The organism is Rhodococcus sp. ACPA4, from assembly GCF_002300185.1.
Lineage (GTDB): Bacteria > Actinomycetota > Actinomycetes > Mycobacteriales > Mycobacteriaceae > Rhodococcus_F > Rhodococcus_F globerula.
Genome location: NZ_NSDY01000001.1, coordinates 4,408,540 through 4,421,374 on the forward strand (window position 1 = coordinate 4,408,540; position 12,835 = coordinate 4,421,374).

The 12,835-nt window shown below is 62.0% G+C and carries 12 protein-coding genes; 5 read left to right on the forward strand and 7 right to left on the reverse strand.

Translation table 11 applies throughout. The features are described 5' to 3' along the window. Positions 1-7: 7 nt before the first annotated feature. The 3 genes from CJ178_RS20190 to CJ178_RS20200 all read left to right on the forward strand — a co-directional run bounded on the left by CJ178_RS20190 (position 8) and on the right by CJ178_RS20200 (position 3,241). Positions 8-1,729, forward strand: a complete 1,722-nt coding sequence (locus CJ178_RS20190; protein WP_095887499.1) for a CocE/NonD family hydrolase — start codon at positions 8-10, stop codon at positions 1,727-1,729. Positions 1,730-1,922: 193 nt separating this feature from the next. Continuing rightward, complete coding sequence (locus CJ178_RS20195; protein WP_095887500.1) at positions 1,923-2,582, forward strand: TetR/AcrR family transcriptional regulator; 660 nt, start codon at positions 1,923-1,925, stop codon at positions 2,580-2,582. Further along, complete coding sequence (locus CJ178_RS20200; RefSeq protein WP_095887501.1) at positions 2,579-3,241, forward strand: enoyl-CoA hydratase-related protein; 663 nt, start codon at positions 2,579-2,581, stop codon at positions 3,239-3,241. Before CJ178_RS20195 ends, CJ178_RS20200 begins: the two co-directional genes overlap by 4 nt. Here the strand turns inward: CJ178_RS20200 and CJ178_RS20205 are convergent. Then, positions 3,206-3,751, reverse strand: a complete 546-nt coding sequence (locus tag CJ178_RS20205) for an AAA family ATPase (protein WP_257013276.1) — start codon at positions 3,749-3,751, stop codon at positions 3,206-3,208. The genes CJ178_RS20200 and CJ178_RS20205 overlap by 36 nt on opposite strands. 88 nt (positions 3,752-3,839) lie before the next feature. On the opposite strand from CJ178_RS20205, the gene CJ178_RS20210 reads away from it, so the two are divergent. Together CJ178_RS20210 and CJ178_RS20215 are read left to right on the forward strand one after the other, a co-directional pair. Beyond that, positions 3,840-4,574 carry an MBL fold metallo-hydrolase gene (locus tag CJ178_RS20210; protein ID WP_095887503.1) on the forward strand — a complete coding sequence of 245 codons (735 nt, stop codon included), beginning with the start codon at positions 3,840-3,842 and terminating at the stop codon, positions 4,572-4,574. 121 nt (positions 4,575-4,695) lie between these two features. Next, entirely contained in the window at positions 4,696-5,970 is a 1,275-nt protein-coding gene (locus CJ178_RS20215; RefSeq protein WP_045065936.1) for a T3SS (YopN, CesT) and YbjN peptide-binding chaperone 1, read from the forward strand. A gap of 11 nt (positions 5,971-5,981) precedes the next feature. On the opposite strand, the gene CJ178_RS20220 is transcribed toward CJ178_RS20215, so the two are convergent. From CJ178_RS20220 to CJ178_RS20245, 6 genes are all read right to left on the reverse strand, one after another. Then, positions 5,982-6,818, reverse strand: a complete 837-nt coding sequence (locus tag CJ178_RS20220) for a mycofactocin-coupled SDR family oxidoreductase (RefSeq protein WP_045065938.1) — start codon at positions 6,816-6,818, stop codon at positions 5,982-5,984. A gap of 118 nt (positions 6,819-6,936) precedes the next feature. Next, positions 6,937-9,096 carry a transglycosylase domain-containing protein gene (locus CJ178_RS20225; protein WP_033237068.1) on the reverse strand — a complete coding sequence of 720 codons (2,160 nt, stop codon included), beginning with the start codon at positions 9,094-9,096 and terminating at the stop codon, positions 6,937-6,939. Between the two features lie 112 nt (positions 9,097-9,208). Then, positions 9,209-9,418, reverse strand: coding sequence for a hypothetical protein (locus tag CJ178_RS20230; RefSeq protein ID WP_095887504.1), 210 nt, complete (start codon positions 9,416-9,418; stop codon positions 9,209-9,211). Positions 9,419-9,472: 54 nt separating this feature from the next. After that, the gene (locus CJ178_RS20235) at positions 9,473-10,309 is read right to left on the reverse strand and encodes a carbohydrate ABC transporter permease (RefSeq protein ID WP_033237066.1); all 837 of its coding nucleotides are present in this window, start codon (positions 10,307-10,309) and stop codon (positions 9,473-9,475) included. Further along, positions 10,306-11,484 carry a carbohydrate ABC transporter permease gene (locus CJ178_RS20240; RefSeq protein WP_033237065.1) on the reverse strand — a complete coding sequence of 393 codons (1,179 nt, stop codon included), beginning with the start codon at positions 11,482-11,484 and terminating at the stop codon, positions 10,306-10,308. Before CJ178_RS20240 ends, CJ178_RS20235 begins: the two co-directional genes overlap by 4 nt. Positions 11,485-11,504: 20 nt before the next feature. Next, the gene (locus CJ178_RS20245; protein WP_033237064.1) at positions 11,505-12,794 is read right to left on the reverse strand and encodes an ABC transporter substrate-binding protein; all 1,290 of its coding nucleotides are present in this window, start codon (positions 12,792-12,794) and stop codon (positions 11,505-11,507) included. Positions 12,795-12,835 lie beyond the last annotated feature (41 nt).

Sequence of the window (12,835 nt, forward strand, 5' to 3'; positions counted from 1 at the left end):
TTGACCCATGGCCGAATTCGAAACATTCAACGCAGGTGGACAGGCAATCCACATCCGCAAAGATCTCCGGATCCCGATGCGCGACGGGATCGAGTTGGCGGCAGACGCCTACGAGGGCGTCGACGGAAAACCGCGGCCGGCACTCGTTGCACTGAGCCCATACGGCAAAGAGCTGCAGGCGCTTGCCCTGACGACGCCGCCGCAACGACGCCCCAGCCCGATGTGGGACGGCTGCATCGAAGCCGGCGACATCGCGCGCATCGTCAGCGAGGACTACGTTCACGTCATCGGTGACCTGCGCGGCTCCGGTGCGTCCGAAGGCGAGCACATCGGCAACTACAACGCCGGTGGCGTCTCGCTCGGACAGGATGCCTACGACTTCATCGAATGGGTTGCGGCACAGCCGTGGTGCGACGGAAACGTCGGCATGGTCGGCATCTCGTACTTCGGCTCCATGCAGGTGCTGGCCGCCGCTGAGCGTCCGCCGCATCTGAAGGCGATCTTCGTGAGCGGCGGCCACTACGACTTCTACGAGACCACCTACCACGGTGGCATCATGTGGTTCATGCCGCGCGCAGCCCGTGAAGGTCGCGGCGGCGACTCCGGCTGGGCATTCACCGACAACGTCAAGTCCCGCATGCTCGAGGCGTACAGCCCCGAAGAGGTCAAGAAGCGCGTCGCCGAGCGCCTCCAGGATCCCGACGTCGCCGCCTGGCCGAATCTGGTTCACGTGCTGAACTATCCGAAGAACCACGAAGCCTGGTTCGACATCGTGATGAACGAGTTGGACGGCGACTGGTACGAAGAGCGCAACCCGATCACGCTGGCTCCCAACATCGATATCCCGGTTTACCTGCAGATCGACCAGGGCCGCGGCTGGACGATGGACGGCACGATCGAGCTCTTCGACGCGTTGAAGGGTCCCAAGAAGCTGGATATCGGCCCATACCCGCCGATGCAGTCGCGCCCCTTCATCGAAGAGCACGACAAGATGTTCCGCTGGTACGACTACTGGATCAAGGGCATCGACAACGGTGTCATGGACGAGCCGGCCGTGAGCGTCTTCGTCGAAGGCTCACGCGAACTGGCCACCGGAAACCAGTGGCCACCAAAGGATATCGAGTACAAGTCGCTGTACCTGCGCCCGCGTCACAAACTCGCCACCGAACCGGAGCCGATGGGCGCCGAGTACGCCGCCCCTGACGGCTTCTACCAGGCCCCACTCACTGTGACCGACAAGGTCGAGATCCTGGCCTGGAGCACACCGGTTTTCGAGGAGTCGACGGAGATGATCGGCACCGGAGCCGCGCACATCTTTGCGGAGATCGACCAGATCGATTCGAATTTCATTCTGCGCCTGTGGGATTACGCCCCGAACGGAAAGCGTCAGCTGATCACCTCCGGCTATCTGAAGGCCTCGCACCGCGAGTTGGACAAGCGAACCACCGAGGGCAACCCGCACCACCCGCACACCCGTGCGGTGCCTGTGGAGCCGGGCAAGATCGAGGAGTACGTGCTGCGCCTCTACCCGTTCGCGAATACCTTCAAGCCGGGCCACAAGCTCACAGTGGAGTTGTCCAACGCAGAGCCGTTGGCCGACGAGCACAACGCGCTGCTCCCGCCGGACGCGTTCCACCTGCCCGTCGGTCGTCCCGTCACTCATAAGATCTACCGCGACGCGGCGCATCGCTCACGGCTCGTGCTTCCGTTCACGACCACGACTAGTTAGCCGCGCACGGCCAGCGCGATTGGCCAGCGCTGATTGGCCGAGTGAGCACCCTTTTCATCAAGCTCGCACCCCTTCCAGGGCTCTGGAAGGGGTGTGAGCTTTACAGAAGGGGTGCTCACTTCAGCAGGCTTTGACGGCTGCATGATCCGACCACGCACTAGTAACAGAGCAGACGCTCTGTTACTGTGCGTTCATGCCTCGGCCACGCGTCCACGATCTCGACACACTGCTCGATGCTGCCGAAAATCTCGCCGCCACTGCCGGGCCGGCCGCAGTCACGGTCAGAGCCGTATCCGATACAACCGGCGTTTCCAACGGCGCGATCTATCACGCATTCGGTTCTCGCAGTGGCCTGGTCGGTAGCGCGTGGCTACGCGCCGCACAGCGATTTCTCGCACTCCAGCAGTCGAGAGTGGATGACACCCTGCGTAATCCCTCACCGTCCGCCGCAGTCGACGCAGTGGTCGCCGCCGCGGAAGTGCCGGCGATCTTCGCGCTGGATTACCCACATTCCGCACTCCTTCTGTTGACGATCAGGCGCGACGAACTACTCGGCACCGACGTCCCTGCCGATATCGCAGAGCAACTCACACAACTCGACCGGGCGCTCGTCGAGTTGTTCATCCGGTTGTCGACGGCACTCTGGGGCCGTAAAGACGGAAGAGCAGTCGAAGCAATCGAAGCCTGTGTTGTCGGCCTACCTACCGGACTGCTCATCCACCCGACCAAACGCGCCGACGGTTGGCGAGTACCCGATACAGCAGCACGCGCGCGGCTGGACGCTGCTGTTCGAGCCGTTCTGCGTCTCGACCCACCACTCCCCAAGTCCCGCAACATGAAAGGCCAATCATGACCCCTACGCTCCGCTTCGAAAACAAGATCGCCGTCCTCGATCTCGGCGACGACGAAAATCGCTTCTCCCCGGATTGGCTCGACTCCGTCGACAAGCTGCTCGACCAGGCTCTGGGCGAAGGCGCACACGCCCTGATCACCACGGCAACGGGTAAGTTCTATTCCAACGGACTCGATCTCGACTGGCTTGGCGCACACACTGACAAGGCAAATTGGCATGTGCAGCAAGTGCAATCATTGTTCGCGCGGATGCTGACGTTCCCGATGCCGACCGTCGCTGCAGTCAACGGTCACGCCTTCGGAGCGGGCGCGATGCTCGGGGTCGCGCACGACTACCGCGTCATGCGCGACGATCGAGGCTATTACTGCTTCCCGGAAGTTGACATCAACATCCCTTTCACCGAAGGAATGGCAGCGCTCATTCAGGCCAAACTCAGTCCTGCATCGGCCGTCGTCGCCATGACCACCGGGCGGCGGTACGGCGGAAGCGACGCGCTTGCTGCAGGTCTGGTGGACGCCACGGCTTCCGCCGAAGCGCTGACCACCAAGGCAATCGACATCGTCGCACCGATCGGCCCGAAGAATCCGGGCACACTTGGCTCCATCAAATCGACGATGTTCGCTTCAGTGGTCACCGCTCTGCACACTGAGCGCCCGTAACGACGGATAATGCTCTCGCAGAGACGCTTCCACGTCATCGGCAACACTTTCGGGGTCTCGACCTTCGGTGCTGAGAACCAGGTCAACTCCGATCAACGACGGCATCGAACCGGCCAGGAGTCGTGACGCTTCCACCAGCTGCTCCAACCCTGCCCAGTTGGCCGGTTCACGCTCGATGATCCTGTTGCGCAACGTATCCGGATCGGCCTCTAGCCGTACCAGCAGGTGCCCGTCAGCCGCGGTCGCGGCCAGCAGAGCACGCCCGTAGTCGTCGTCTTCGACGGTAGCAGTGAGGAACAGGAGTTCATAACCCACCTCACGGTACGACGTGCAGAGCATCTCGACGTGCGCGATGGCTCGTTCGGGTCCCAGTGGCGGGTAACACCGCTCCAGTTCGTCAACCTCGATCATCGCGTTTCTCACGCCGGCCTCGCCGAGTCGATCGTGAAGCGCGGTCGAGACGGAACTCTTCCCCGCGCCCGGCGGGCCTGTCAGCAGCAGTACATACACGTCCTCCACTATTCCAGAGCCTTGTGCCCGGACTGAGCGACGAGAAAGCTGGAGATCACGGAATTACAGCCCTGATCGGAGCACAGCGATGAGCACAACGATCACCGAGATCGCCCCGGATATCTACCGACTCTCGACCTTCGTTCCGGAAGCGAACCTCGCGATGAACCAATTTCTTGTCGACGGTGAAGAACCACTGCTCTTCCACACCGGGCAGAGAGCGCTGTTCACATCGTCGTCCGACGCACTGTCCCGTCTCCTCGACCCAGCCCGGCTGAAATGGATCACGTTCGGTCATGTCGAAGCCGACGAGTGTGGGGCGATGAATTCGTGGCTCGCCGCAGCCCCCGGCGCGCAGGTCGCGCATTGCGCAATGGGGTGCTTCGTCCAGGTCAACGATCTAGCCGACCGAATGCCAGTTCCGTTGCAGGACGGCGATGTTCTCGAAACAGGCCGCCGACGCGTACGCCATATCGACACTCCACACGTCCCGCACGGCTGGGACGCGGGTCTGATGTTCGAGGAGACAACGTCGACGTTGTTCTGTGGCGACCTGTTCACCGCGTTCGGACCCCCGCCCGCAACAACCGAACAGGAAATCGTCGGCCCCGCACTTGCGGCCGAGGATCTGGGGCATGCAACAGCCCTGACGCCGGCGCTCGCACCCACCATCCGCGCCCTCGCCGACCTCGAACCACGAATTCTTGCCACCATGCACGCACCGACCTACTACGGCGACTGCGTCGGCGCCCTCCACGATCTGGCGACGGCCTACAAAGAACGATTCGACAACGAAACCGAAAAATTTTCTCGGATGGACTAAGCGCCTCGCTGAAGTTGTCGGCCCCAACCGCTACTCTCACGCCAAGGGCTTGACGGCAGGGGTTCACAAAACGTCGGCAAGCCCCTTGACCGGTAAGAACCCCACCCGTGAAGGAGCGTCGATGTCGGAGCACACTTTCGATCTCGAGATCACTGCCGCGTGGACTGCATTCGGGGCTCGTGTGTCTCGATACATCGCGGCAATGCAGGACAACGACACCCTGGTCGTGGAATCGCAGCACGACTCGCAAGACAACCTCGACTACGCCCCCGCCTGCATCCAGTTCTTCGCGTGGGACCAGACCCGCGTCAGGTGCGAGGTACCGTCCAATCAGTTCCTGCACCCCTTGCGGATGCTTGAACCCGAGGATCACGAGTCGCTGATCGGCTGGGGATTCAATCGCCCCGACCAATGCGAGCACGACGCCACCGGCAACGGCTCCATGTCCTTCTACATCGACGTCGATCGTTCCCGGCCCGACGGCGTGGTCGCCCAAGCACTGCGGGTGCTCGGCGACATGTGGAGCATCGCGCACCCAAGTTTTCTCCGCGTACAGGTGAGCGGCCGCGAAGACATTCCAGCCTTCGACAGCGGTCAGACTCAGGCCAGCGAATACGATTCGCTGAACGAGTTGGTCGACAACGCCCTTGGCCGGCTTCTCGACTACACCCCCGAGCGTGACGACGACGGCGACATCCCGCTCGTTCGGGGCGAGCAGATCACGTATGTCCGCGTGCTCGAAGACGACCAGTACGTAGAAGTGTTTTCGCGGGTTGTTCACTCGATACCCGACACAAACCATGCCGCTCTTGTTCTGTCCCAGCTCAATCGACAGTGGCCCACCATCAAGCTCATCCTGGTGGAACAAAGCGTCCTCGGCGTCGCCAGGGTCGACGCTGCTCCGTTTGCACCCGATCATCTACTGCGAACGATCCGATCCTTTGCCGAACTGGCCGACGCATCGGAAGAGCTCGCCGAAGAGCTTGGCGGGCAACCTATTCGAGCAGACGGAGAGTTCGCCGCCACCGATGGATCGGACAGCGACGGACTCAGCGCGGTTTTTGACGGATCGGCCGTCGAATGGCACGAGTGCTTCGAGTTTCCGCCCGCACTCATGTCCATCCTCGAACTCGACGCCGACCAAAGCGGGGGACTCACCGCCGACGACGTCGCAGAAATCTGCGGACGCGACCGCGACACCATCCTCGAGTATCTGCGCATCAGTCAGGAACAGGAAGCCGAGTGGCATAACGCCCTGACAAACGCTGTCGCAGTCGGCGGCGAAGATATCGAACTGTGCACCGGCGAGAAACTCGCGTGGACTCAGACGATTGCCCACCTACGCCAAGCACTGCGCGTTGTCGTTCTTCCGCGAAAAGGTAGCGGCACGCAGTAACTCAGACGGAATCACTTGATGACCGAACCAGCGTCAACCGGCAATTGAACCCCGGTGACGTAGCGTGCGGCATCACTGACCAACCACAGAATGGCGTTGCTGACGTCGCTTGATTCGACCCACCGGACAGGGAGCGCATTCGAACTTCGGAACGCGTCACTGACATCATCGAGAGTGATCTCGGATGGCTTCTTGTCCGGGCGGAAAAGCGCGTACGTGTATTCGTTGTGAATCATGTCGGTGTTGACGCCCGTCGGGTGTACCGAATTGACCCTGATCATGTGCGGCGCAAGCTCGTTCGCCAGCGACTTCATCAGGCCAACCACGCCGTGCTTGGCAGCGGCATAGTGTGCCAGGTTTCCCAGGCCCTTGATCCCGGCAGTGGAACTGGTGAGGACGATCGCGCCACCGTCGCCGTGTGCCTCGAGGTGCGGCAGCGCGGCCCTCACTGTCTTGAACACACCGGTGAGGTTGATCGCGATCATGTCGTCCCACATGTCGTCGGTGAGGTTCTCAGCCGGAGCGAAACTCGCGATGCCCGCGTTTGCGAGCACGATGTCGAGGCGTCCGAGTTGCGACACACCATCGTCGACTGCGGCTCTCAAGCCGGCTGAATCACGAACATCGGTGTGGGTGGCAATAATTCGACGACCCAGTGCTTCGACCTGCCGAACCGTCTCGTTCAAATCTTCGGCAGTGGCCAGGGGATATCCCACTGATCCCACCTGATCGCACAGGTCGATCGCGATGATATCCGCGCCCTCCTGCGCCAATGTTGTTGCATGAGAGCGTCCCTGACCCCGCGCGGCACCGGTGATGAAGGCAACTTTGCCGTCCAGCTGACCCATTCGACTGCTCCTTCGACCGTGCGACGACGCCCGAGTGCATTCTGCAACTCGCGCATCACGTTACGTCACCGCCTGTCGCCAGGTAGGCGATCTGCGAAGATCGCCGCTCTGCAAAAGGTCAGCCGGGCAACGGAATGACGATGCCGGGAAGGATCTCGATCGAACGGGGCCGCTGCGGGATCTGCGGAATCTCCACCGGCGGCAACCCCGGAATGTTCAGCGTGGTGGAAGGCGGGGTAGCTGCCCCAGTGCTGCGGTCGTTCGGCGACGTCGCACCGGAGTTGGCGGGAACACCGGCCTGTCCACCGATCGGATCCGGCCACGGGAAGGTCTCGACGTCGGACCCCTTGAGAGCGCCGTCCATGGTGCTCTTCCAAATATCGGCCGGAAGCCCCGAACCGTAGATCAAGCCGCCGTTGTAGTTGGTGATGGCTTGGGCATCGGAAGTGCCGATCCACACCGCCGTGGACAAGGACGGTGTGTAACCGACCATCCAGGCGTCCTTGTTCTGACCGGTGTCACCGAGCTGAGCGGTTCCGGTCTTCGAAGCAACCGCGCGACCACCGGCCAGCGCGTGTCCATTGGAGTACGACGCGATCGGCAGCATCGCCTGCGTGACGTTTTCGGCGACGGCAGCGTCGAGTCGACGCTCACCGGGGGAGACCGGACGATCGAGTAGAACTTCACCTTCGGCCGTCACCACCTTCTGGATGAAGTGCGGCTGCTGGTAGACCCCGGAGTTGGCAAGAGTTGCATAAGCGGACGCCATGTCGATGACGCGGGACTGATACTGCCCGAGCACAATTCCGTTCTCCGGCGGGTCACCCTCCTGGGTCAGGGTGGGGTAGTCGAGCCCGGGAATTCGCTCGGGGATACCGGCCAGGTGAGCCGCGTCGGCGATCTTCTGCGGACCGTTCTCCATCGACAGCATCAGGCGGTAGAAGCTGGTGTTGAGCGAACGCTTCAGCGCTTCCGCGATGGTGCAGGTTCCGCAGGATTCACCGCCGACGTTTCCGATGGTCACACCATTGATTGTGAGCGGCGAACTGTCGAAGCGGGCCGAGAGCGGGATGTCTTCCATCAACGCGGCCACCAGTCCGAAGACCTTGAACGCCGAACCCGTCTGCAACGGCGCCTGGGCGTAGTCGAAACCAGCGCCGTCCGTGCCGCCGTAGTAGGCGGAAACTCCACCGGTCCGTGGGTTGATGGATACCGCTGCGGTGCGCAGTTCCTCCGGTTCTCCGTCGAGGTTCTTGCTCACCGCGTTGAGCGCGGCTTCCTGCGCCTGAGGATCGATAGTGGTCGTGATCTGTAGGCCTGCCGTGTTCAGCGTCTCGTCACTGATACCGGCTTCGGCAAGTTCCTTGAGAACCTGCGTCTTGATGTGGCCTTCCGGGCCGGGAGCCTGATTCAGATCAGTGGGGCGGTTGGCCGCGGCGACAACGGGAAACGTCATCGCGTCACGATCCGCCTTGGCGAGTGTCCCCAAGTCGGCCATTCCGTTGAGCACGTAGTTCCATCGCGCTTCGAGCGCGGGGAGATTGGTCTCCGGATCGAGGAACGAGGGACTCTGGATCACGGAAGCGAGAACAGCGCCTTCGCCGACGGTCAGGTCGCTGACCGGCTTGTCGAAGTACGCATTCGACGCCGCTGCGATGCCGTACGCACCGCGTCCGAAGTAGATGGTGTTCAGGTACGCCGCGAGGATGTCGTCCTTGGACCACTCGCGCGCCATCTTGGCGGAGATGACAAGCTCACGCATCTTTCTGTCGATACTGCGCTTGTCGCCGACCAACACGTTCTTCACGTATTGCTGGGTGATGGTGGAGCCACCGCCGGCGCTTTCCTTGCCCATGATGTTGTCGCGGGCCGCGCGCGCGAATCCCGAAATCGAGAAGCCAGGGTTGGTGTAGAAATTGCGGTCCTCGGCGGAGAGGACGGCGTCGCGAACATGAATCGGGATGGCCGACAACGCAACTTCGGTGCGGTTGCCCTCCGGGGGGACCACCTTCCCGAGCACGGTGGTGCCGTCGGCCATGTAGATGGTGGAAACCTGCTTGGTCTGCATGTCAGCGGGACGAGGAACCTCCGTGCGGCTGTAGGCAACAGCAAACACCGACGCTGGCACGATGATCATGAGCAGTACGAGCACGTAGATCGTCCGCCGGACGAACCGCCACTTGGAGCGCTTCTTCTTGGCCGGTTTCCCCGGGTTGCCGGAGCGACGCGAAGTCGATGCAGCACCACCTGCCGCATTCGATCTGTTCGATGGACTCACTTACACACTCCCGGTCGGGGACATGACCTCACAGCATCATTGCACCAGGGTGTTGTCTCGATCAGATAACTCCCGGCAACTGCGATACCGAAACGTCACACTACCGGGAGCTCTACTGCCGACGCTCCGCGCGAACCGCTTTCCGGTATCCGCGGTACGCAAAGCCCAGCGCAATGACGCAACCGAGCAGCACCAGCGACGGCGTCACCCCTGGGTCACCTTTGACGATTGCGACCACAGCGCTGATCAACGCCATGAGAGCAAACACCGAGATGAAGCCGGCGATGAGCTCCATTCGCTGGGCGCGCGAAGCCCGTCTCATATGCACCACGCGCGCGAAGCCCGCCTCATATGCACCACGCGCGCGAAGCCCGCATCACGACTTGACGCCACCTGCGGTCAGGCCTGCGATGATCCGTCGCTGGAAGATCAGCACCATGATCACGAGGGGGATCATCACGAGGGTGCCACCAGCCATGATGGAGGTGTACGGCGTGACAAAGGGATCGGTGCCGGAGAATTTGGCCATCGCCACGGTGACGGGCGCTGTTTTGTCGCTCGAGAGCTGCAGTGCCAGCAGGTACTCGTTGACCGTCGCGATGAACGCGAGGATCGCGGTGGTGAACAGTGCCGGCGCGGCGAGCGGCAGCATGATCAGCCGGAAAGCCTGGCCGCGGGTGGCACCGTCGATGCGTGCGGCTTCTTCGAGTTCCCAGGGGAGTTCGGAGAAGAAGGAGGTCAGCGTGTACACCGTGAGCGGTAGGACAAACGAGATGTTGGGAATGATCAGCGCTTTGTAGCTGCCGATCCACCCGAGGTCAGTGAACATCTGGAACAACGGCGTCACGAGTGCGACGACGGGAAACATGGACGCGCCGAGGATGATTCCGGTGACGAAGTATTTGCCACGGAAGTCGAACCGTGAGAGTGCGTACGCCGTGAAGACACCGACGACCAGAGCGACAAGAGTGGTAGCGCCGGCGATGATGAGGCTGTTCATCAGAGCGCGGGTGAAGTTCACCTTGGCGTCTGGATCGAGCGCTGCCGTGAAGTTGGAGAATGTGAGGTTCTCGGGCCACAGTGAGGTCGAGAAGGTCTCAGACGGGTCACGCAGAGCCGTCACGATCATCCAGTAGCAAGGAGCCAGTCCCCACACGATGATCAGGACGACGCCGATGTAGGTGCCGATCTTGCCGCGTAGTGCCTTGTTCATACCGGCTCCCCTTTCCGCTGCTTTTCCTGCGTGCTGACCGCGTTGGCTCCGAGGAATCGGACCAGGATGAAGGCCACAGCGAAGATGATGAGGAACGTGATGGTGGACAGTGCCGATGCCGAATTGGCGCCGACGCGCATCTGATCGACCACCAGGACCGAGATGGTGGACGTGGCGGGATTGGATCCCATCATGATTGCGGGCAGGTCGTACATGCGCAGGGCGTCCATGGTGCGGAAGAGCACGGCCACCATGAGTGCGGGCTTGACCAACGGCAACGTGATCATGCGGAAGCGCTGCCACGCCGTTGCGCCGTCGACCTTGGCTGCTTCGTAGACGTCTGCGGGAATCATCTGCAGACCCGCGAGGATGAGCAGAGCCATGAACGGCGCTGTTTTCCAGACGTCGGCGACGACGATCGCGAATCGAGCCGGCCACGGATCGGCCGTCCACAGGATGTTGGTGCCGAGAATCTTGTTGGCGATGCCGTCGTTGGCAAAGATGAAGAACCACAACTTCGCGGTGACAGCGGTGGGGATGGCCCACGGAATCAGGACCGAGGCGCGCAGCAGACCGCGTCCACGGAAAGTCTTGGCCATGATCAACGCCATCGAGAGGCCGATCAGCGTCTCGAGCAGAACCGTCACGATCGTGAAACCGAAGGTATTGCCGATCGACTGCCAGAACTGCGAGCCGAGCGTGCCGGGAGGACACGGAATCGCGCCGTTCGCAGTGTTGCAGGACTGGGTGATCCAGTTCTTGTAGTTGTCGAACCACGTGAACTGACCGGTGACGAACATGCCGGTCTCTGGATCGAGTTTCTTGCCGTCGCTGTGCATCGACATCCAGATCGCGCGCCCGAGCGGGTACACGATGATGACTGCGAGCACGATCAACGACGGAGCGACAAAGGCCCACGGCGGGACGCGTCGACGCTTTTTCGGCTTGTCGGCCGACGGTGGCGCCGGCATATCCGGAGGGGGCGGAGGTGTATCTGCAGAGTCAGGCAGAACCTTGGTCAGGGACATCCCTGTGCCCTCGGATACCGACGGCTCTTCGAGAGGTTCCGGCGCTCGGTGTCTCCCACCAACGCCCGAACGGTCGGGACCGGTTGACCCGGCCCCGACCGTGGGGTTGGCAGGCACAGCCGCGGAAGGATCCTGCGGTTCTGCCATTGCTTATTGCTCCTGGTAGATCAGTTACCGGCTGTTTCGATGCCGGCCTTGGTGTCCGCCAAAGCCTGCTCGACGGTCTTCTCGCCGCGAATAGCAGCGTAGGTGTTGTCGGAAATCGACTTCGACACCTGCGTGTAGTACGGCGTGACGGGACGCGGCTGCGCGGTGGCAAGCGCTTCCTTCAGTGTCGCGAAGTACGGGAACTCTGCAAGTACTGCCGGGTCGTCGTAGACAGCCGAGAGGACGGGCGCGCCGCCGACCGCGGTGAAGTACGTCTGCGACTTCTTGGTCTGCATGAACTCGAGGAAGTCGCGTGCCGTGGCCGGAGCGTCCGAGAAGGCACTGATGCCGACGTTGTAGCCGCCGACCGTCGACGCGCCCGGTCCGTCGACACCCGGAAGGACGGTGTAGCCGTACTTGCCGGCGACCGACGTCTCTTCACCGTCGACCGAGAAGCCGGACCAGCTACGCATGAACAGGGCCTTGCCTTCACCGAAGGCGCTCTGCGACTCACCCTCGGAGTACGTCAGTGCTTCCTGCGGGATCGTGTTGTCGGCGAAGGAATCGACGATGAACTGCACGCCTTCCTTCGTCTTGTCGTCGATCGCCGGGGTGATGCCGTCAGCTGCGACCCACGGTCCGTCGTAGGCATTGGTGATCTCGGTGGTGTTGACCGTCAGACCTTCGTAGTTCTTGAACTGACCGACGTAGCAGGAGATGCCGGCTTCGACAGCCTTCGGGCAGTTTTCCTTGAGCTCGGCCCACGTGGTGGGAGCCTTCTCGACGAGGTCCTTGCGGTAGTACAGGAACGCGGCGTTGGTGTTCTTGGGCGCTGCGTAGAGCTTGCCGTTGTACGTGCCCGACGCGACCGTGGACTCGAGGAGGCCCGACGTGTCGATCTTCAGGTCACCCTCGAGCGGAGCCAGCCAGCCGTTGGCAGCAAACTGCGCGGTGTTGACGACGTCGACGCCGATGAGGTCGTACTCGTCGCTCTTGGCCTGCATGCGCTGGGTGATGTCGTCGACCTGCGCGTTGGCTTCCTTCGCCAGTGGCTTCAGGGTGACCTTCTCGTCCGGATGCTCGGCATTCCAGTCGGAGATGATGTTTTCGAGCGCCTCATTCAGGGCATCCTGGCCCTCGACGATCGTGATGGGGCCGCGGCCTTCGCTGGAGGACGATCCCCCGGATGCGGCTGTGGTGGTGGTGTCGCCGCCGTTGTCCGAATCGGACGAACAACCGGCCAGTACCAGCATCGACACTGCCGAGGCTGCAATTGCAGCCCGACGCATCGCCTTCGAGTTCAGAACCATGGATTCGCTCCCCGCTTGTATACGACAAAAGACATCCCGGT